General features: G+C 39.9%; 20 protein-coding genes and 2 pseudogenes. 20 read left to right on the top strand and 2 right to left on the bottom strand.

The annotated features are described in order from the left end of the window. Positions 1-416 precede the first annotated feature (416 nt). The 14 genes and pseudogenes from IFU39_RS03700 to IFU39_RS03640 all read left to right on the top strand — a co-directional run bounded on the left by IFU39_RS03700 (position 417) and on the right by IFU39_RS03640 (position 13,348). On the top strand, positions 417-1,112 hold the full coding sequence (locus tag IFU39_RS03700) for a response regulator transcription factor (protein WP_105598976.1): 696 nt from the start codon (positions 417-419) through the stop codon (positions 1,110-1,112). Positions 1,113-1,114: 2 nt separating this feature from the next. Then, entirely contained in the window at positions 1,115-2,362 is a 1,248-nt protein-coding gene (locus IFU39_RS03695) for a HAMP domain-containing sensor histidine kinase (RefSeq protein ID WP_181156143.1), read from the top strand. 105 nt (positions 2,363-2,467) lie between these two features. Continuing rightward, positions 2,468-3,157 (top strand): ABC transporter ATP-binding protein, encoded by a 690-nt coding sequence (locus tag IFU39_RS03690; protein ID WP_105598978.1) that lies wholly within the window; start codon positions 2,468-2,470, stop codon positions 3,155-3,157. Then, a complete protein-coding gene (locus IFU39_RS33380; protein WP_192131313.1) occupies positions 3,150-5,810 on the top strand; it encodes an FtsX-like permease family protein in 2,661 nt (886 codons plus the stop codon). The genes IFU39_RS03690 and IFU39_RS33380 overlap by 8 nt, the downstream gene beginning before the upstream one ends. Positions 5,811-6,542: 732 nt before the next feature. Further along, entirely contained in the window at positions 6,543-6,983 is a 441-nt protein-coding gene (locus tag IFU39_RS03680) for an OsmC family protein (RefSeq protein WP_105598980.1), read from the top strand. A gap of 58 nt (positions 6,984-7,041) precedes the next feature. Next, positions 7,042-8,724 carry a dihydrolipoyl dehydrogenase gene (gene lpdA / locus IFU39_RS03675; protein WP_192131311.1) on the top strand — a complete coding sequence of 561 codons (1,683 nt, stop codon included), beginning with the start codon at positions 7,042-7,044 and terminating at the stop codon, positions 8,722-8,724. Positions 8,725-8,834: 110 nt separating this feature from the next. Next, entirely contained in the window at positions 8,835-9,260 is a 426-nt protein-coding gene (locus IFU39_RS03670) for a MarR family winged helix-turn-helix transcriptional regulator (protein WP_149847184.1), read from the top strand. A gap of 327 nt (positions 9,261-9,587) precedes the next feature. Continuing rightward, a pseudogene (locus IFU39_RS03665) lies at positions 9,588-10,148 on the top strand (GNAT family N-acetyltransferase). A 229-nt stretch (positions 10,149-10,377) separates the two neighbouring features. Further along, a complete protein-coding gene (gene trxA, locus IFU39_RS03660; RefSeq protein WP_076334302.1) occupies positions 10,378-10,701 on the top strand; it encodes a thioredoxin in 324 nt (107 codons plus the stop codon). 131 nt (positions 10,702-10,832) lie between these two features. Continuing rightward, positions 10,833-11,516, top strand: coding sequence for an ArsR/SmtB family transcription factor (locus IFU39_RS03655; RefSeq protein WP_076334301.1), 684 nt, complete (start codon positions 10,833-10,835; stop codon positions 11,514-11,516). Next, positions 11,513-11,953, top strand: coding sequence for a rhodanese-like domain-containing protein (locus tag IFU39_RS33525; RefSeq protein ID WP_076334300.1), 441 nt, complete (start codon positions 11,513-11,515; stop codon positions 11,951-11,953). The genes IFU39_RS03655 and IFU39_RS33525 overlap by 4 nt, the downstream gene beginning before the upstream one ends. Positions 11,954-11,974: 21 nt before the next feature. After that, a complete protein-coding gene (locus IFU39_RS03645) occupies positions 11,975-12,304 on the top strand; it encodes a thioredoxin family protein (protein ID WP_076334299.1) in 330 nt (109 codons plus the stop codon). 153 nt (positions 12,305-12,457) lie between these two features. Further along, positions 12,458-12,631 (top strand): alcohol dehydrogenase catalytic domain-containing protein, encoded by a 174-nt coding sequence (locus IFU39_RS32740; RefSeq protein WP_223200040.1) that lies wholly within the window; start codon positions 12,458-12,460, stop codon positions 12,629-12,631. A 63-nt stretch (positions 12,632-12,694) separates the two neighbouring features. Further along, entirely contained in the window at positions 12,695-13,348 is a 654-nt protein-coding gene (locus IFU39_RS03640; RefSeq protein ID WP_244660854.1) for a zinc-binding dehydrogenase, read from the top strand. 744 nt (positions 13,349-14,092) lie between these two features. Here IFU39_RS03640 and IFU39_RS32735 read toward each other — a convergent pair. Then, positions 14,093-14,215 (bottom strand): LacI family DNA-binding transcriptional regulator, encoded by a 123-nt coding sequence (locus IFU39_RS32735; RefSeq protein ID WP_223200038.1) that lies wholly within the window; start codon positions 14,213-14,215, stop codon positions 14,093-14,095. A gap of 210 nt (positions 14,216-14,425) precedes the next feature. Between IFU39_RS32735 and IFU39_RS03630 the strand changes: the two genes are divergently transcribed. Continuing rightward, positions 14,426-15,766, top strand: a complete 1,341-nt coding sequence (locus IFU39_RS03630; protein ID WP_076334298.1) for a 6-phospho-beta-glucosidase — start codon at positions 14,426-14,428, stop codon at positions 15,764-15,766. Positions 15,767-15,895: 129 nt separating this feature from the next. Here the strand turns inward: IFU39_RS03630 and IFU39_RS03625 are convergent, their stop codons facing one another. Beyond that, on the bottom strand, positions 15,896-16,564 hold the full coding sequence (locus IFU39_RS03625) for an ArsR/SmtB family transcription factor (RefSeq protein ID WP_076334297.1): 669 nt from the start codon (positions 16,562-16,564) through the stop codon (positions 15,896-15,898). A gap of 330 nt (positions 16,565-16,894) precedes the next feature. Between IFU39_RS03625 and trxB the strand changes: the two genes are divergently transcribed. From trxB to IFU39_RS03600, 5 genes and pseudogenes are all read left to right on the top strand, one after another. Then, positions 16,895-17,824, top strand: coding sequence for a thioredoxin-disulfide reductase (gene trxB / locus IFU39_RS03620; RefSeq protein ID WP_076334296.1), 930 nt, complete (start codon positions 16,895-16,897; stop codon positions 17,822-17,824). Positions 17,825-17,850: 26 nt separating this feature from the next. Then, on the top strand, positions 17,851-18,339 hold the full coding sequence (locus IFU39_RS03615; protein WP_076334295.1) for an OsmC family protein: 489 nt from the start codon (positions 17,851-17,853) through the stop codon (positions 18,337-18,339). A gap of 29 nt (positions 18,340-18,368) precedes the next feature. Continuing rightward, positions 18,369-18,701, top strand: coding sequence for a thioredoxin family protein (locus tag IFU39_RS03610; protein ID WP_076334294.1), 333 nt, complete (start codon positions 18,369-18,371; stop codon positions 18,699-18,701). A gap of 100 nt (positions 18,702-18,801) precedes the next feature. Then, positions 18,802-19,677, top strand: a pseudogene (locus IFU39_RS33520) (oxidoreductase). A 105-nt stretch (positions 19,678-19,782) separates the two neighbouring features. Beyond that, positions 19,783-20,439, top strand: a complete 657-nt coding sequence (locus IFU39_RS03600) for a carboxymuconolactone decarboxylase family protein (protein ID WP_076334293.1) — start codon at positions 19,783-19,785, stop codon at positions 20,437-20,439. Positions 20,440-20,441: the final 2 nt, after the last annotated feature.

Below are 20,441 nucleotides of genomic sequence, written 5' to 3'. Positions count from 1 at the left end.
ATAACCGCTGAGTCCGAGATGGTAGATGTATTGAAATCGACAAAAATCGCGGGCTAAGTACCATTCTAAGTCGCTAAATAGCGGCTTTTTGTTTTAAGAAAAAACATTGTGCCAGTATAGATTAAATTGTTATCTAAAATTCACGCCAAAAGATATTGACACTCAAAATTCATTAGGAAACTGCAGGGCAGTAGTTGAAATCATCTCGCCTATGAACATCACTAACCTTACAAATTGCATTTAGCGCTGTGGCAAGGCTATTTTATGTTTTGATTAATGTCGGATCATAGCAATTACTTTTAAGTATGGTGGATATTATAAATTTAGCTTAGAAACGCAAATGATGTATAATGACTCAGGAACTCTATAATCAACAAAATTAATATAAATTCAAATAGCATAAGCTGAGGTGTACGATGAATCGCTTATTACTCGTAGAAGATGATGAAAATCTGGTGTTTGGTATTCAATATACACTGTCCAATGAAGGATATGAGGTCGTTGTGGCGGGGAACTTGGAAGAAGCCAGACAGGCACTGCAGGCAAAGACGATCGATCTGATTTTGTTGGATGTCACTTTGCCTGATGGATCGGGATATCAACTGTGCAGTGAGATTAGGGTAACGTCGCAAGTGCCCATAATCTTTTTGACGGCTTTGGATGAGGAAGCAAACGTGGTCGCAGGGCTTGATCTCGGAGCAGACGACTATGTAACCAAGCCTGTTCGTACCAAAGAACTTATATCACGAATTAAAGCCGTATTACGACGTAACAACAAGGGAAAACAAGAAGCAAGCTTATGGATGTCCGATAGCATCCAGGTGCGTATTTTAGAAGGAACTGTACTCAAAAACAATAGTGAAATTACACTAACGACGCTTGAATACCGACTATTATTGATGTTGATCTCTAATCCGAAGCAGATATGCAGCAGAAGTTCAATTCTGAATCATCTCTGGGATCTCTCGGGCGACTTCATTGATGATAATACGCTCTCTGTCCATATCCGCAGATTAAGAGAGAAAGTCGAAGATATTCCTGCAGCACCACAATATATCGTAACCGTTCGGGGGATCGGGTATAAATGGAATGTGGAAGTTATAGGGAGATGAACATGATCGAAGTTTTGCGAAATCCAGAGTGGAAATCTATCGCCATTAAAGTACTTGCTCTGCAAGTTCTTTTGTCGTTTATGATGTTTTTATACATGCAGCATCAAGTTGATAGCATCAATACAACTATCGTGAATCAGAATAGCGCCCTAATCGGACATTTGTTGATGAAGGATCCCCAGTTGGAGAATGAGGTGATTCACTTTGTTACCCAAGGAGCCCATACCGATGACATCACTGAGGGGCAACGTATCCTTGCACAATACGGATATCAGGCGGGTATGTCTTTAGAAGATCAGCCGGCTCTTTCAGGACTAGCATTACCCTTAAAAACAGCGACTCAAGTATTGTTGTTCCTGATCCCACTCATGGTATTGCTTCTGTGGGAGTATCGTAAATTTTTTGTGAAAGTCAGAACGATTTCCCATGCGGCCGAGCAGGTTGTGGAACAGCAATTTGATAAAAAACTGCCTGAGACGGAGGATGGAGACTTCGGCTCACTTGGCCGGAGCTTCAATGCGATGGCTGAAAGACTAACTAACAGCCTGGAGCTACTCCAGCAGGAAAAAACCTTCTTGCGCAATCTGTTATCCGACATTTCCCACCAACTCAAAACACCCCTGTCTTCTCTGATAGTGTTCAATGAAAATCTGCTGAATGATCCCGGGATGAAAGAAGAAATGAGAATGACGTTTCTGGAACGAAGTCGGCAGCAGCTTGATCGAATGGAATGGCTCATCATCAGCCTGCTCAAGCTGGCACGAGTCGAAGCGGGAGCAATTGGATTTCGTAAAGAAAGGATCGAGCTAAGGGAGATGGTGGAGAGCGCTGTCTATTCACTCCGGACAGTAGCAGACCAGAAGCGGCAAAACATAACCATCCTTGGAAGCGAGAATGCGTTTGTGCAGGCAGATGAAGAATGGCTTAAGGAAGCTGTCATGAATTTGATAAAAAATGCACTCGAACACACCCCGCCAGAGGGGAAGGTTCGAATCCATTTGGAGGAAAACGCACTGTTTGATACAATCATAATTCAGGACAACGGCGAAGGTATACATCCCGATGATATGCCTCATATTTTCAAACGATTCTATAAAGGCAAGAACCATAACAAGCCCAACAGTATAGGGATTGGTCTGGCTTTGACCAAATCGATCATTGAGGAACAACACGGGATCATTACGGTGGAGAGTGTGCCTCAAGAAGGAACGACATTCAGAATTTCGTTTTTCAAAAAAGAGTGGACTTAAGAAGAAGCTTACGAAAATGTAAGCTTCTTCTTCACTTCAACGTAAGCTTCCACACCTATAATGACAATCAAGCAATGTTAATCATACAACTGGAGGTACAACAGGGTGGAAATTTTGAAGACCGAACATTTATGTAAAATATACGGAAGTGCTGAGTCTAGGGTGGAAGCATTGAGAGATGTTAATCTGTCCGTCAATCAAGGAGAATTCGTTGCGATCGTGGGCGCCAGCGGATCTGGCAAAAGCTCATTGCTGCATCTGCTCGGGGGAGTGGATCAACCAACAAGTGGCCAAGTCATTATTGACGGTATGGATCTGTATTCTCAAAGTGAAAATGAACTAGCTGTGTTCAGAAGACGCAAAATCGGTTTTATTTTTCAATCGTATAATCTGATCCCGGTGTTAACTGCGGAAGAAAACATTAAATTGCCGATGCTGCTTGAGAATAAACATGTGGACGAGGGTTATCTTGAGGAATTATTGAGCGTGCTGGGACTCAGCGATCGAAGGCAGCACCTTCCGTCCCAATTATCAGGCGGGCAACAGCAGCGAACTGCAATTGGACGCGCATTAATCAATAAACCATCGATTATTCTGGCGGATGAACCAACCGGCAATCTGGATAGCAAGAACAGTAAAGAGATTGTGGATCTGCTTACCTTCTCCGTCAGAAAATACAATCAAACCTTGATTATGATCACACATGATTTGAATGTGGCCCAGAGAGCGGACCGTGTTGTAAATATAAAAGATGGTACACTCTTGCAGCAAACAGGGGTGAAAGATCGTGAATAAATATACCAGTCTTACCCAAAAATATTTACTAGGGCAGAAAAAAAGATCAATACTAACGATCGTTGGCATTATTTTGTCTGTGACTCTACTTACAGCCATAGGAACCATTGGCCTTAGCTTCAGAGACAAGGTGGTTCGGCAAACCGTTCAAGAGTACGGGGATTACCATGTTTCTTTTAACGGATTACCGGGAGAAGCAGTCTCAAAAGTCGTCAATAACGCATCCGTAGAGAGTGCTGGAATCATTAGCAGAGAAGGTTATTCGGTCATCAGCAAAACGAGTGAGAAAGAAAAGAAGGAAAACCCGTTTGCTGCACCTTATCGGTATTTGAATCTCAAAGGTTATGATGCCGATGCGATGAACATGCTCCAGGTTCAGCTGGATTCGGGCAGACTCCCCAGGAATTCGCATGAAGTTATTCTTTCGACATGGGGCCTGGATCGTTTTGTGACCAAACCAAAGCTTGGAGATTCGATTACCCTGAGTCTGGGAGAACGAACTGTCGCATCAACCGGGGAGATCAAACTTATCCATGGTCTGGGTGATTTTGGCTGGGATCTGGATGAAGGCTTTCGTCCCCAAAAAGAGAGAGAATTCACCATTGTGGGATTTATGAAGACAGGTAGTAACGCTTCGTGGTCTTCCAGCTTCATCTTTCCAGCCATCACGTATGAAGATAATGTGAAAACCGATGCGGATAAAAATTATTTTATTTATGTCAAAATGAAATCGATGAATCAGATTCAGGCAAAGACGGAAGCGATGATATCTTCATTGAAGCTAGAGCAAGTGGATCAAGGCTCTGCCTTAGCGCTGGATAAGGATAATCAATATAAAAATATTCGTGTCGATTATAATAATGAACTGCTTAAGTTGTATGGTAAAAGCACCTATGAAGGTGTAAACCATAGTTTGTTATATGCATTCGCAGCAATCATCATTATTATTATGGGTTGTACGAGTGCAGTGATATATAATACGTTTCATATTTCAGTTCTGGAGCGGACCTCGCAATTCGGAATGCTGCGGTGCATTGGGGCTACCCCATCACAAATACGTAAATTGGTTCTCAAAGAGGCTACAATACTGAGTCTAATTGGTATTCCTGTTGGATTATTGATGGGAACTGTTTTTATGAAACTTCTGTTTTACAACATCAGCTTTTTGGCGTTGGGATTTCTGAATGATATGCAAATGGTCATCTCCCTACCAATTTTGATCATAGCCGGTGCGTTGGGGTTATTGACTGTTTATCTGTCTGCTATCGGACCTGCGAGACTGGCAGCGAAGGTATCTCCACTTGAGGCGGTGCTTAGCTCGGGAGGCACGAAAGTGGAGAACGTAACATCTGTCCGGAAATCAAAACTGCTGGGGAAACTGTTGGGTATCGAAGGACAGTTTGCTAATCGAAACATCAGGCGGAACAAAAAGCGCTTCCGCATCACTGCCTTTTCCATAGTGGTCAGCATGATTCTATTTATTGTTTTTAGCGGACTAGCTGGTTTGTTGGGGCAACCATCTCAATCAGGTACCAATTATTCCTACTCGGTTATCTATGAAGGACCTTCCAAACGGATCGATGATTCCGTATTTTCTGACATTGTTAAGCTTGATGCAGTTGAACATGCCTATCCGTATTACAATAATCAAGTGATGGCTATCTTTCCGAAAGAAAAAATTAATCCCAAGTATTATGAACTCCGTCCGGGAATGTATTCTGTTGAAGAGGGAGGGGGGTACCGCACAGACAACAATTACCTTGAATCCTATGGAGATAATGGACTCGATGCTCTGAAACCCAGACTAACGGCTGGTAAGATCGACAAAGAGAAGATGAACCGGGAAAATGGCGTTATCGTCAATCAGAAATTAAGTATGATAACAGAGGATGGAAGACAGATTGTTATGGATCAAACCCAACTCAAGGTTGGGGATCACATCAAAGTACGTAGCTTGGAATTGGGCGAGAAGGGCCGTGGTTACACAACACTGACGGTAACAGGAATTGTTGATCAAGGCTTGTTGTCGAGCAGCTATAATGAGAGTGCTATTATTGAATTCATAACGACGCCTGAAGTCGTAGAGAAGGTTACAGGGAACGATACGTACTCCAGAATCTTTATTCTTGCCAAAACCGATATTTCCAACAAACCAATTACGGACTATCTCAAAACCCTGCCCCAAAAAGATGCAGGTTACAGCTACACAGATAAGGTGGAGCAACTTGCCCAAGCCAAAAACGACGCGACAACCGCAAAGATCTTTTTGTATGGTTTTATGGGTGTCATTGTCCTGATTGCGTTCCTGAATATACTTAACACCGTCAGCACCAATCTTATTCTGCGAACCAAAGAATTTGCGGTGCTCAAAGCTATCGGCATGACACAGCGTAATGTAGGGAAAATGATCCTGTTGGAAGGCGTTTTATACGGCCTTTACTCTGCGCTATACGGTAGTATACTCGGAATAGCACTAAGCTATGGGATACATCATCTCTTTAAAGGTGCTTTCGACGTAGGTTGGGCCACTCCATGGTCTAGTGTTGTTCTTGCATGTGCAGGTGCCATAGCAACAACACTCGTTGCTACAGCTTGGCCGATGTATCGATTAAACCAAACAAGTATCGTAGAGGCATTGAGAAAGGAAACGTAAAGAACGGTTAAACTTAATTTAGAAAGATTCGCAGATGATTATAGCCGTTCAAGTAGACTGAACATAATGATATGCTTAGGCCGTGATCGCTTCCCAATACCATAATTGGGAGCGGTCCTATTTTATAAACTTTTTCTGGGTCTTTCAATTAGGAAAGCAGGATTTCTATACAGGAATTATCAAGCATTCCCTCTCCTCAATGAATACCTAGTTAATCAAGATGGTACAGTTTGAGGGAGTTGCCAAGTACAATGTGTTCATTCTTAGTACTCTATAAGAGCTCGTTTTAATAGGTCGGCAATTGTAGAAATCTTAATTTAGTTCTATACATCATAATACATTGAAATATAATAGTGACTGTTAATAACAAAATTAAATCAGATTTTATATCTGAAAAGGAGATGCCTCTATGGATATAAGTAAATATAATGTGCATTGCGATAGTCAGAGCAAATTCAGCAGAGACCTTATGCCGTACTTATCCATTGTCGAGCGACAAGAACATAGTTTGCATAAGGATTAGATTACAGGTTTTTCAGACCTAAGGCAATAATTCTGTTTAATGCTAAAAAGGTATAAGAAGATAGATATAGGGAACCCGGGAGAAATAATAAGAGAGATTATGCCCATAAAAGATTACTTAGCTAAGTATTGACTTTAAACAAAAAGATTGTTATTATTTTCACAAGAAAAGAATGTAATACTTTTCACAAAGTAAGAGGAGGAATAGTTATGTTAACTACATTCAAAGCTACCGCTACAAAATTCCCTGAAGGTTTACAGGTCGAGGCTCAATCCAGAGGTTTTAAAATTTTGATGGATGAGCCCCAAGATTTAGGAGGAACGGATAAAGGGATGAATCCGGTCGAAGCGCTATTATGTGCACTTGGGGCATGTCAGTCCATCGTTGCTGCTGCCTTTGCGGATGCGTACAACTTTTCATATGAAGAATTGTATGTTGAGCTTGAAGGAGACTTGGATCCGGATGGATTCATGGGGCTCGCAGATGTAAGAAGCGGATTTCAGGAAATTCGTTTTATAATGCACTTTAAAACAACAGAAAGTCAAGAAAAAGCAGAAGCTTTTGCAACATTCATTGAGAAGACTTGTCCGGTTGGAGACTGCTTGGCCAACGGAGTTAAATTGGTGCAATCCGGGGTAGTTAGACACTAACATATGCGCTAAGAAGGGATTATCCATCCCTCTCTGGTAGTGAAGGAGCTTGATTTTCATGGAGATAAAAATGTCAATGATTCCTGGAGGAAAAAAAGGAAAAGCCGGGACCATCAATTTCCAACTAGGGGACAAGGTTTCATTCGGAGACTTACTCGTTGAAATTGAAACAGGCAAAGGCAATCGAGAAGTTACAGCGACTGCGGAGGGTACCATCAGCCATATTTTGTTTGAAGAAGGTGGAGAAATTTCCTCCAATCAAGTGTTGTTCACGTTAGAAACCGCTTTGGAAGACGAGGTATTATCTAAGACGCAGGATAATGAACTCAAACATCCAGTCATGACTAAGAAAGTGGAGCTATTGATTATTGGAGCAGGACCAGGTGGGTATGTATCCGCAATTTATGCAGCCAAAAAGGGAATACAAGTTACATTAATTGAAAAAGAAGAATTGGGCGGCACTTGTTTAAATGTAGGTTGCATCCCGACGAAATCATTGGTTAAATCTGCTGAAATATGTCATCATGTCAAGCAATCATCTTTATTTGGTATTAACACAGGTACGGAACTTCAAGTTGATATGCATCAGATTATTCGTCGTAAAGATGAGATTAAGGCAAAATTAATATCCGGAATTGATTATTTGATGGAAAAGAATGAAATAGAAATCATCCGAGGGCAAGCTTCTTTTTTGACTAAACATGAAGTGAGGATAAACGGGCAGACTAACTACCAAATTTCAGCCAACAATATCATCGTTGCGACAGGCTCCAAAATTTTCAAGGTTAATATCCCTGGCATCGATCTTCCCTTTGTAATGACCAGTACTGATGCGCTTGCATGCACCGAACTACCGAAAAGCATTACGATTATCGGTGGGGGTGTTATCGGTATGGAGTTTGCCTTCATCTATCGTTACTTGGGCGTTGAAGTGCATGTAGTTGAATTTATGGACCGACTATTGACCATGATTGACAGTGATATATCCGAAGAGATCAAGCATTCAGCAGAGCAAGCGGGGATTCATATTCACACGAAATCGAAGGTATCCAAAATCCAGCGTTCTGATGATGGACAAGCGATCGTAAGTTATGAGGATTCCCTAGGGGATCACTTGTTGGTTAGTGAAAAAGTATTGGTAGCTGTTGGAAGAGAACCTAATTTGGATGGTTTGGAGGTTGAACGAGCCGGAATCCAGCTTAACAATAATGGGCGAGGCATTGCCGTGAACGAACATATGTGTACTAACGTTGAGCATATTTATGCGATAGGTGATGTTACGAATATTATGCAACTTGCCCATGTTGCCTCGCATCAAGGTATTACTGCCATCGATTCAATTGTAGGCGAATCGGAAGGAATGCGCTATGGTGCAATCCCGAACGTTATTTTCACATCACCTGAAATAGCCAGTGTAGGATTATTGGAGGATGAATGTAAACAGCAAGGAATGGATTACAGTGTGAGTAAGGTCTCCTTTACCAGCAATGGTAAGGCCTTAACAATGAATGAACCGGAAGGTTTTATTAAATTGATTAAGAATAATCACTCACAAAAAATTGTTGGAGGGGCAATTATTGGTCCCGATGCATCTTCTTTAATCAGTAGCTTAACGCTCGCCATAACAAACGAGCTGACAGAACAACAAATTAAACATACGGTCTTTGCTCACCCAACAACGGGAGAAGTAATTCATGAAGCTGCATTCGGCCTTAGTATCGGTGCGCTCCATCAAGCATGAGGAAACGAATGTAAGTATTCATTTCCTATATGGTGAAATGTTTGCTATCATATAATGAATAGTGGAAAAATACACGGCGATAAAACTGTTGGGATTGGTTGGTGTGTCTATTGTTTAATTTAGAGGATTGCCTTGCATTTGTTACAAACCGTAGTGGGAAATTCTTCGCGGAAGCATTGGAAAAAGAGTTTCGAGCCTACCATATCACCAGGAGTCAGTGGATCGCTATGTATTATATCTATATTCATGAGTCCATTACCCAGCGCGAACTAGCGGAAAAAATGTCAATTAAAGAACCGAGCGTAGTTCGTTTGCTCCAAAAACTGGAGTTGGATGGAATGTTATACCGCTCCACTGCAACTGCTGATAAACGTGTAAAGCAGTTGGAACTTTCTGATAAGGGCGTGAAAATCTGCCTTGATTTAATGCCAATTGCCGAAAAGTTTAAAAATGATACAATTGCTGGAATATCCAAGGACGATCTTGAGACATTCAAACATGTGTTGAATAGTATGGTAGAGAATACTTTGAAATAGCCAAATATAAATGGACCCTTTTGCTTTTTTTATTGGAAGCGACAGGGTCCATTTTTATTTAAATATTCTTAGATTATTGAAAAATAGAAAAAGTCCACTCCTAAGTCACCAATAATGATAATTTAATTCTATATATTGTAAATGTAACTTAACTAAATACATATTTATGAATTGTTATACCATTTATTGATAGATATTAATGTCATTTGATACATATATAATTCACGCTCAAGCTATAATGATGTATCTCAATCATTGGAAGATGATCGTTTAAAAATTGTAATCTAAAGATATTTACAAATTTAATGGACAGGAGTATTGATCAACATGAAGACAGACATCTTAATCTCGCAGGCAGATCCAAATTCTCTTGTTGGAGCAAAACTCAATTTAATGGCAGTTGGAGATATGGCACATTCAATTGTGGGGTCAAGTAATCAAAGCATTACTGATGCGACATTCAGAATGCTATGGAAGTCTAAGAACAATCGATTTAGTCATGAATTTACCTATGAGGCAAAAATCGGTGACAAATCGCTCGGAATGATTACGTGTTTACCATATACCACTCTGGATCAATTGGGCTCATCTACAGCGAAACAACTGTTTTCATACCGAAAACTAGGACTGAAGGAAGGATTCGAAGGGGAGTACCATATTGCAACTCTTGCAGCTATGCCCGAAAGCAGAGGCATGGGTATAGGCTCCCAACTCATTCAACATGCAGAAGAGCAGGCGATTAGACAGGGGTATAACCTAAGTTCCCTTACAGTCAAAAAAGAGAATCATCTCGCTGCCAAACTATACGTCAAACTGGGCTAAGAAATTACATCCGAAGTAGTAAAACCTACTTTATCTTTGTATCGAATGGTCAAAAAACTAAACTGAAAGCCCTAATACGTGTTGGTTCGATCAATGTAACCAATAATTGAAGAAAATTTCTAATCTAAAGTCGCTAATGTAGCGGCTTTTTTTGCATTTAGGTTAACGATTGTCCTTGTCCAGAGTTGAGAGATTCCATTTATACCACTTCGAGAGAGTTGACACAATTCAACTTCAAACGTATAATTCAATTAATCGATTGAATAATTGATAAATTAAGTGAGGGGATTATATTATGGGAGCAGTATCATTAACAAAACAAAATTTTGAATCGAACGTTAACACGGGAGTGACTTTAGTCGATTTCTGGGCACCATGGTGTCCACCTTGTCAAGTGCAACTTCCAATCGTAAATGATCTAGCTGATGATTTGGCTGGGCAAGCAACCATTGCCAAAGTCAATGTAGATGAGGAACTCGAATTGGCACAGCAATTCGGAGTTAGAAGTATTCCAACGCTTCTCTTATTTAAAGATGGCAAATTAGCTGAGACCATGATTGGTGTGAATCAAAAACAAGCTCTTAAAGAAAAAATTCAAGGATTGCTTAATTCAAAATAAGTAAATTGTTAATCTTGTTCTTTAACCTATGTGAAGAGAACGACGGATCAGGATTCATCTGAACCGTCGTTCTTTTCAACATAAGAATTGACAGAATGATAAAGTCAAAACCGTAGAAAGGAGTATTTAAAATGGAAGTTACATGTGCTAAATCAGATATTAAAGAACGTTTATATCAACAATTTGCTCGAATTGGGAAATGTTTATCGAGTGACAAAAGACTTGAGATTATGGATATCTTGTCAAACGGACCGAAATCTGTTGATAGTTTAGCTACTCAAACAGGTATGAGCGTGGCGAATGTATCCCGTCACTTACAGATTTTGCTGGAAGCTAAGCTCGTTAAATTTCACAAAAAGGGTACGTTTGTTATATATAACATCAGTGACTCATCTGTAACACAATTCTTGTCCTCATTGTGGAATATATGCGAGGACAGACTCGCTGACATCAAGCTGATTAAAGATGAACTGGAAGAGCAATATGAAGGAGTTCGTAATATTAGTAAAAACGACCTAATGCTTCGAATGAAGCAAGATAACCTCGTTCTCATAGATCTTCGTCCCGTTGAGGAGTATGAAACATCTCACATTCCAGGTGCTATTTCTGTACCCTTAGAACAGTTAGAAGTATTTCTACAAACATTAAATAAAGATGTAGAACTTGCTGCCTATTGCCGAGGGCCTTTTTGTTCTATTGCATCTCAAGCTGTGAATTATATCCAAGAACAGGGTTTTAGAGCATACCGAATAGAAGAAGGCGTTCACGAGTGGAATGCTTACGGAAGTCCGGTTTCAGCCAAGGCAACCATATGATATATGTCCTTATAATCGTTCTTATACTGATGTACTGGATATATAAATATATCCGCTTCATACGTAACGTAACGGTTTTATCTTTAAAATCAAACCTAATCTTGGTGCCTGATCATACTAAATGCCTCGACATAAGAGATAGTTCTGATTTTGAAAAAGAGCACATTCCAAATTCCATTAATATCTCTATAGGACGATTGCCTTATGTTTGGAGAAAAGAAAATTTGACGCCCGAAGATAGCGTAATTATTCTGACCAATAACTACTTTAAAGGAATAAAAGCTATACGTATTTTACGAAAACAGGAATTTTATGATTTGTATTTATTGGTAGGCACGATAACTCAATTCATTGAATGGAGTCAAAGTCAGCAGAGAAATTCAGAACAATTTTGTAATGAATATGATTGGAGCAGTACCCATATATGTTCCGAATAACATACAGTAAGGCGTGATTTTATGACACATGTCCAAGAAATAACTTCAGTGAATGAAATAGATACGTTTATTCAGAATAATCGACTAAGTATGCTATATGTGTCTCAAGATAATTGTAGCGTATGTCATGCAATTTATCCCAAACTGAAAGAATTGCTTAACCATTATCCAGAAATAAAGCTTGCTCATATCGATGCTAGTCAAGTAGAAGCAGTGGCTGGCAAATTGTTAACTTTTACTGTCCCCACGATTATCTTGTTCTATGACCAAAGGGAGTATCTTCGTGACGGTCGGTTTGTCCAATTTGAGCAATTAAAAGCAAGATTAGATGAGGTTTATAACGCTATATAAAATAAGAAAAAAACAAAGGATGTATATTATTCAATTAATTATTCTTTTTGTACTATACTATTAAAAGTCCCATCATTCTAAACTTTTGGGGTATATTTATGGAGAAGATGAAAGCCATGCATATTCCAGCTGCAGAAGAAAAAATTTAGTTAGTTGAAGTACCAGTTCCGCAACCTGCAGAAGGGCAAGTGTACTCCGATTGATGCTTGCGGCGTATGCAATGGAGACTTGATGGCGATGGGTGGTGCGGCGTCAGCCTATCCTCGTATCCTTGGACATGAAGTGATAGGAATTGTTGATAAGCTTGGAGCAAGCGCATCAAAATAGAATATTGGTGAACATGTTGGCATTGGATGGCATGCGGGACATAGCCAGTTTACCGGATTAACGATGGACGGTGGATATGCGGAGTACATGGTTGCATATGTAGACAGTTTGTCTAGTATCCCAAATGAAATTTCGGTGATGGAAGCTGCTTCACTAATGTGTGCTGGTAAAACAACCTTTAGTGCCATCAAAAATTGTAAAGCTCGTCCTGGTGATCTGGTAGCAATTCAGGGAATTGGTGGGCTAGGACATCTGGCCGTTCAGTTTGAAAGCAAAGCAGGATTCCTCACCTTGGCTATTTCACGAGGAAATAATAAAGAAGCTCTTGCACGGGAACTAGGAGCTCATCACTACATTGATTCGGCCGAAGAAGATCCATCTGAGGCATTGCAAGGATTAGACGGTAACAAAGTTTACCTAGCAACTGCACCTAACGCAAAGGCTGTTTCCTCTTTGATCAACGGGTTGGGTCAAGACGGCGAGCTTATCATTGTGACAACTTCCTCTTATTCATTAGAATTATCAGCAATGGACTTTATGAAGGGACCTGGCACAGTCAAAGGTACGTTAACAGGGGGAGCGGAAGAAATTCAAGCGACGATTAATTTCAGTGTATTGACGGATACTCGTCCTATGATTGAGTCATATCCATTAGATCGTGCTAGCGAAGCTTATGATAAAATGAAGTCACCATCCCTCATTTCCGTGCTGTACTGAATATTTTTGAATAAACGTGTAATCTCCAGTAGAGATCGCACGATTAGCAGAAAAATCGCAATGTTTGAGTAAAACCACTTGTTCAAGTTGAACAAGTGGTTTTTCTTATAAGTTAAAATAGATCCTAAGCTTTAATACAGATACACGTTATGTCGAGTGACGTTTTCTCCCAAAATGGAAAAACCCAACTGCGCAAGCTGTCATAAGACCAGCTGCCACTTCATCATTAGCACAAAAAATAGCATCAGGTGTATTTTCCTGTAATACCCACCACTCAGCTATCTCCTCACCATCTCTAACAACAGTTTTATCTTCGAAATGAGAAAGGGATACGTCCTGAGTTTGTGCTTTTTTATAAATTCCGAATGGGCACGAATGCGTACCTCTGTATTTAATCCTTTGGACATGGAATATACACTAAGTATTTTTTGATAACCTTTGGAATGAAGATGCTCAAGACCTGTCCAGTAGGCATCGAATTGATCCATAAAGACAGATGGAGATCATTCTGAAGACGCTGCCAAGTCACAATGGGACCATACCTGGTATAGGATTCAATAACATCCCATTCATTGGATCGTATCATACATACAATAGCATCTAATTGCTTCCTTTTTGGCATCTCCATTCGTGATAAATAGAGTGATGTTGAAACCGTTCTTCTCGGCAATTAAAGTGAATGCACGAACAAAATTAATAATAATGGGAGTAAAAGAGGCGGTTATTATTCCAATCTAATGAGTTTCAACTTTTTTTTAGAGAAATAGCATTAACATTGGGGACATAATCAAGCTCCTCAATAATTCCTAAAACTTTTCGTTTATTTAAGTCACTTACATAGCCACGGTTGTTAATTACTCTCGACACAGTTGCTGTAGATACTCCAGCTAAATAGCAACATCTTGAATATTAGGCACCTCTAACCATCTCTTCTGAGAAAGCATATCACGTTTTCTAAGCTACCACAAAGTAGAAAAGGACGACATTTGAAGCCTATTTTTTATGCTTGACATGTAATGCATTACATAAATTACAGTACAAATACAGTAATAATTTAGTCATGAGGAGGAACTCTATATGAAAAAAAGGTTGAAGATTGTAACTATCGGTGGAGGTTCAAGTTATACACCGGAATTGGTGGAAGGATTTATCAAACGATATCATGAACTTCCGATAACTGAGCTATGGTTGGTCGACATTGAAGCAGGCAGAGAAAAACTTGAGATTGTTGGTGCCATGGCTCAACGGATGGTAAAAGCTGCGGGTATTGATTGTGAAGTCCATTTGACACTTGATCGACAGGAAGCTTTGAGAGATGCAGATTTTGTGACCACTCAACTGCGAGTAGGACATATGGATGCACGGATCAAAGATGAGACGATACCCATTAAATACGGACTAATTGGTCAAGAAACGAATGGGGCAGGGGGAATGCTAAAAGCATTTCGAACCATTCCAGTTATTCTAGATATCGTTGAGGATATGAAAGTGCTTTGTCCAAATGCATGGCTGATTAACTTCACGAATCCAGCAGGCATGGTTACGGAAGCAGTTCTTCGTTACGGAATGTGGGAGAAGGTTATTGGATTGTGTAATGTACCCATTGTGGCTGTGAAAAATGAATCCGCAGTACTTGAAAAGAATGAAGATGAATTATTTTTCAAATTTGCGGGGATTAATCATTTACACTGGCACAAGATTTATGGAAACAATGGCCAAGATCTTACCCGTCAAGCGATCGATAAACTGTATGGTCCTGAAGCAAAATCAGAGAAAATCGTTGAAAACATTAAAAACATGAGATTCCTTCATGAACAAATTGTACAATTAGAAATGCTCCCATGTCCTTATCATCGTTACTATTACATGACTGATGCGATGATCCAAGAAGAACTTGCAGAAGCGAAGGGAGAAGGAACTCGCGGACAAGTAGTGAAACGCTTAGAAGAAAGTCTGTTCGAACTTTACAAAGACCCAGGATTGGATCATAAGCCAGAAGAACTTGGAAAACGAGGTGGAGCTTATTATAGTGATGCTGCCTGTGAGATTATTAACTCCATTTATAACAACAAAGGCACCCAGATGGTTGTAAGTACACGCAATAATGGAGCGATTAATGACCTGCCAGTGGAAAGTGCCATTGAAATCACCAGTGTGATTACTTCCCATGGTGCTGAGCCTATTCATTTCGGTTCTTTTCCTCCCGCACAACGAGGATTATTACAGCTAATGAAGTCCATGGAGGAATTAACGATTGAAGCTGCGGTTACAGGAAGCTATGCAACGGCACTCCAAGCATTTACGTCCAATCCACTTGTCCAAAGTGGTGATTCCGCTAAGGCTTTGTTGGATGAATTACTCGAGGCTCATAAAGAATACTTGCCGCAGTTTTACCGGGAAGAGTCCCTTCATGTATAAGCGGTTCAATAGTATATTGAATAATTAGATTTTCTTTAAATTAAAAAAGACTTCAAAGCCTAGTAAATGGGCCTTGAAGTCTTTTTTAGATTTGAAAAATATTGTACTTCTTGTGCTCCAGAAGTCAGCCTAATGTAAATGAAAATGTTCCTGCCATTCATTCAAACCCTCTTCCATACGATAAGCTGTAAAGCCTTCAGATTGTAATTTCTGTGCGGCTAATGCAGAGTAGACACACAGTGGGCCTCTACAATATGCAATAATCTCTGTATTTTTTGGGATGTCCCTTATGAATACTTCTAACTCTTCCATCGGCATCGAGATTGCTCCCGCGATATGATCCATTTCATATTCTTCTTTAGGACGTAAATCCACAAGAATAATTGAATCATTTTTTATTCTCTCCCTAACCTCGTCCATGGTAAGTGTTTGAATGTCGTCAAGATTGTTAATAAAGTCATCTTTCATTCTACTGATGTCAGGAATCTGTTTCTCACTAATTCGCCATAAAGAGGACAGAAAATTGATGATCTCCGGGTCAGCTAAAGAATAGATCACAAAAGTTCCTTTTTTCGTGAATTTAACAAGCTTAGCATCGAGTAGAACTTGAAGGTGCCTGGATACATTCGCAACGTTCATATCTGTAGAAGCAGCTATTTTTTCTACTGTTCTTGAGCCATTGGACAACAGGTTTAAAATCTCCAAACGCTTATCACTGGATAGACATTTTCCTATTCTGGCCAATTGTTTATATAGGTCTTCTTTAAAAAGCTTCGCTGAATTCAATAATTCTTCCATAATCGTCAACCTCTATTCTTATTTTATGTTCAACGGGACTTCCCCACTTCAATTCGAACGATATTCTCAACCCTTTATAGATTCAATTGAATATTAAAATTTTAACATGAACAACCTGAGTGAAGTCAAGTTATAAGGCTGAAATGTATCTAAGTAAGAACTCAAACTCCAAACATTCATTTCAATCTATGGATATCCCGCCTGCAGTCAATTGATGAGGATAAGTTGACGAAGAGATCCTACAATGCTATAATTCAATTAATCAATTGAATATTAAAAGATATTCATATATGTAATTGTCATACACACTCAAATTTGGAGGGATAACATATGTACAAATCTGTAATTGTCGGAACAGGGCCAGCGGGATTAACCGCAGCAATTTACTTGGCTCGTGCGAATATGAACCCACTCGTTATTGAAGGGCTTGAACCAGGAGGACAGCTTACAACCACAACCGAAATTGAGAATTATCCTGGGTTTCCTGAAGGAATCATGGGACCTGAGTTAATGGATAATATGCGTAAACAAGCTGAGCGGTTCGGGGCTACGTTTGTTAACGGTTGGGTAAAAGCAGTAGATTTGAATAACCGACCGTTTAAACTGGACGTGGATGGCAAAGGTGAAATTATTACTGAAACGCTTATCATTTCAACCGGTGCCAGTGCGAAATATTTAGGAATACCAGGTGAAACAGAAAATGTAGGTCGTGGAGTGAGCACTTGTGCCACTTGTGATGGGTTCTTCTTTAGAAATAAAGAACTCATCGTAGTCGGTGGTGGCGATACTGCCTTGGAAGAGGCAAACTTTCTGACACGATTCGCTTCCAAAGTGACTTTGGTGCATCGTCGCGAAGAATTACGAGCCTCCAAAATTATGCAAGATCGCGCTCGTTCAAACCCTAAAATTGCGTGGGCTTTAAGTAAAACCCCACTTGAAGTAGTGGCTAGTGAACGTGGAGTGACCGGATTGAAAGTCCAGAACAATGTCTCAGGCGAAGAAGAAATTCTAGACGCACACGGTGTATTTGTAGCTATTGGTCATCATCCGAATACAGAATTTTTAAATGGTCAAATTGAGACGGATGAGAATGGCTACATTGTCACAGTTCCCGGTACATCTATGACAAATATTCCAGGTGTGTTTGCTTGTGGAGATGTACAGGATACTCGTTATCGTCAAGCTATTACTGCAGCAGGATCTGGAGCTATGGCAGCCATGGATAGTGAAAAGTTTATCGACTCTTTAGAAAATAATTAAAGACGTGGGGAAAGGAGCATATTAAAATGCCGGATCAAAAAATGGTTATGAATACGGTTTGGTTCAAAGACGCAAAAGGATTTGGTCGCATTAAAAGCGACAATTTGCTAACCCAAGTTGCTATCCCTATTCCTAAAGGAGGAAGCGGAGAAGGTGCTAATCCACAACAACTTCTGATGTCCTCAGCCATTGCTTGTTACGCTCTGACTCTAGCTTATATGTTAGATCGCAAGAAAGTACCCGTTGCTGGATTCTTTATGGATACAGAAGGGAACACAGCACAAGGAAACCAACTGAGCATTACACATCGTCCGCATGTTGTTTTATCCTCAGATGCCTCCAAGGAAGATATTGCTGTAGTCGAATCACTATTCCTACAAGCAGAAGAAAAATGCCACATTGGTCAGCTGCTTGTTAAAGCAGGTGTACCGGTAGGTACCGAGGGTAAAGTATCCATCGATGCTGGAGATGATCTGACAAGTAACTATATTGAACAACATCAAATGGAATGGTAAACCATTCATTATAAAAGGAGACTATACAAATGAAAAAAATTACCTCTAAGTTAGAATTTGATACAGCTATCCGTTCCCCAAAAATCACTGTTGCTGTCTTTAAAGCAGATTGGTGCCCGGACTGCAAATTTATTGATCCATTTATGCCTGATGTTGAAGATAAATTTGCGAATGATCTGGATCTTATCGAAGTTGATGTAGATCAAGTAGGTAATGTAAGTGAAGAACAAAATATTATGGGTATTCCAAGTTTTGTAGCCTACGTCGACGGTAAAGAGCTTACTCGATATGTCAATAAGCTTCGTAAGTCACGCGAAGAGATAGAACATTTTTTGCAAAGTGCTGTTGAAGGTACGAGATAATGAAAAAGAACGACCTATACAAATGTTAGTGCATCAGGGATTCGATTTCAAATAAACATTTATTAATAAATATATTAAGTAAGTAAACCTGGAGGTTATTATGCACAATTCACAATCTGTTGAAGCTCTTTATTAAACCACTCGAAATGGGAAATCTCAAACTATCTAACCGTATTATTATGGCACCAGTGACTTGAAAATTTTCTCCGAATGGTGTACCGGGGGAGGATATCGCCGCGTATTATCGTCGTAGAGCTGAAAATGGTGTTGGACTTATAATGATTACACTAAACAAGAGATTTCCGAATTGGTTGAAGCCTTCAAACAGGCGGCAGTCAATGCTAAAAAAAGTTGGTTTTGATGGCATCGAGATTATGGCATCACATGGATTTTTTATCGATCAATTTTTCTGGAAAAAAACCAACTCACGTAGCGATGAATATGGTGGCGATATACTCAATCGTACCCGATTTGCTAGTGAGGTTATCGCAGCTTGTCGAAGGAGTGTTGGGCCAGACTTCCCCATTACGCTACGGATCTCCCAGTGGAAATATGATGACTATACAGCAAAACTAGACGACACTCCAGAAGAATTAGCACAATTCTTAGCACCGCTAGTCGATGCAGGCGTAGACATCTTTCATCCTCTATTCGCCGCTTCTGGGAACCAGCCTTTAAAGAATCTGACTTGAATCTCTCAGGATGGATCAAAAAATTGACGGGCAAACCAACCATTACAGTTGGATCGGTTGGACTCGACGCTGACTTCTTGGATTTCTTTGATAACGGAGAAAATGCAAATGGTAAAGCAACCCAAATTGGTGCTTTAGTTGAGAGATTAGAGCGCGAAGAATTTGAGTTGATCGCAGTTGGTCGCGCATTGTTAGCCGAGCCTGACTGGGTAAATAAAATCCGCGAAGGAAGAACAGAAGATTTACTTCCGTTTACGCGTGAGGCACTGAGCACTTTATATTAAAAGGGAACTACAGATTACTCATGCTTGTACTTGACTTACGTATCAACATGTCTTAAAATTCAATTAATCAATTGAATATTTCATTAATGAATAGAGGGATTTTCTATGAGTCATCAAGACAGTTTATTCAAAAAATCAAATTTCAAGCGGATCGGAGAATTCAACTCAGTTTCTCCAGAAATCTTCAAGGCATTTATCTCTTTTGAAAAATTAGCATTAGCTGAAGGAAAGTTAACTGCAAAATTCAAAGAAATCATTGCAATTGCTATAGCTCATACCACAGGATGTCCTTACTGTATTGAAGCTCATGTGAAACAAGCTAAGAAAAATGGTGTTTCAAAAGAGGAAATGGCTGAATCAATCATGGTTGCAACAGCACTTAAAGCCGGTTCGGCTATGGCTCATGGTGTTAATGCTTTGAACGCGTATGATGGAAATGATGACGATGAGTTGTATCGTGCATCATATATTAACCGGCTGAGAGAGTTCACCCAACTAAGTGATTCCTTTAAAGCCTTTGGTTCTTTTGATCAGCAAGCGTTAAAAGCCGGCACACTCAGTACCAAGGAGAAAGAATTGATTGCAGTTGCGGTAGCCCATACGACGGGGTGTCCATATTGCATTGATATTCATACTAAAGCCGCTAAAAAAGCTGGCGCGACTAAAGAAGAGTTGGCCGAATCGATTATGGTAGCTACAGCATTAAAAGCAGGTTCTGCTCTTGCACATGGCGTAAATGCTCTAGTAGCATTTGACGAATAACT

Source organism: Paenibacillus sp. CFBP 13594 (genome assembly GCF_014842675.1).
Taxonomy (GTDB): domain Bacteria; phylum Bacillota; class Bacilli; order Paenibacillales; family Paenibacillaceae; genus Paenibacillus; species Paenibacillus amylolyticus_B.
The sequence above is the reverse complement of the archived record's forward strand: the minus strand, read 5'-3'. Positions and strand labels throughout refer to the sequence as shown.

What these genes read in the sequence shown, in the direction of transcription:
- IFU39_RS03700 (WP_105598976.1), top strand. Translation starts at nt 417, where the DNA reads ATGAATCGCTTATTACTCGTAGAAGATGATGAAAATCTGGTGTTTGGT.
- IFU39_RS03695 (WP_181156143.1), top strand. Translation starts at nt 1,115, where the DNA reads ATGATCGAAGTTTTGCGAAATCCAGAGTGGAAATCTATCGCCATTAAA.
- IFU39_RS03680 (WP_105598980.1), top strand. Translation starts at nt 6,543, where the DNA reads ATGTTAACTACATTCAAAGCTACCGCTACAAAATTCCCTGAAGGTTTA.
- lpdA (WP_192131311.1), top strand. Translation starts at nt 7,042, where the DNA reads ATGGAGATAAAAATGTCAATGATTCCTGGAGGAAAAAAAGGAAAAGCC.
- trxA (WP_076334302.1), top strand. Translation starts at nt 10,378, where the DNA reads ATGGGAGCAGTATCATTAACAAAACAAAATTTTGAATCGAACGTTAAC.
- IFU39_RS03655 (WP_076334301.1), top strand. Translation starts at nt 10,833, where the DNA reads ATGGAAGTTACATGTGCTAAATCAGATATTAAAGAACGTTTATATCAA.
- IFU39_RS33525 (WP_076334300.1), top strand. Translation starts at nt 11,513, where the DNA reads ATGATATATGTCCTTATAATCGTTCTTATACTGATGTACTGGATATAT.
- IFU39_RS03645 (WP_076334299.1), top strand. Translation starts at nt 11,975, where the DNA reads ATGACACATGTCCAAGAAATAACTTCAGTGAATGAAATAGATACGTTT.
- IFU39_RS03640 (WP_244660854.1), top strand. Translation starts at nt 12,695, where the DNA reads ATGGACGGTGGATATGCGGAGTACATGGTTGCATATGTAGACAGTTTG.
- IFU39_RS03630 (WP_076334298.1), top strand. Translation starts at nt 14,426, where the DNA reads ATGAAAAAAAGGTTGAAGATTGTAACTATCGGTGGAGGTTCAAGTTAT.
- IFU39_RS03625 (WP_076334297.1), bottom strand. Translation starts at nt 16,564, where the DNA reads ATGGAAGAATTATTGAATTCAGCGAAGCTTTTTAAAGAAGACCTATAT.
- trxB (WP_076334296.1), top strand. Translation starts at nt 16,895, where the DNA reads ATGTACAAATCTGTAATTGTCGGAACAGGGCCAGCGGGATTAACCGCA.
- IFU39_RS03615 (WP_076334295.1), top strand. Translation starts at nt 17,851, where the DNA reads ATGCCGGATCAAAAAATGGTTATGAATACGGTTTGGTTCAAAGACGCA.
- IFU39_RS03610 (WP_076334294.1), top strand. Translation starts at nt 18,369, where the DNA reads ATGAAAAAAATTACCTCTAAGTTAGAATTTGATACAGCTATCCGTTCC.
- IFU39_RS03600 (WP_076334293.1), top strand. Translation starts at nt 19,783, where the DNA reads ATGAGTCATCAAGACAGTTTATTCAAAAAATCAAATTTCAAGCGGATC.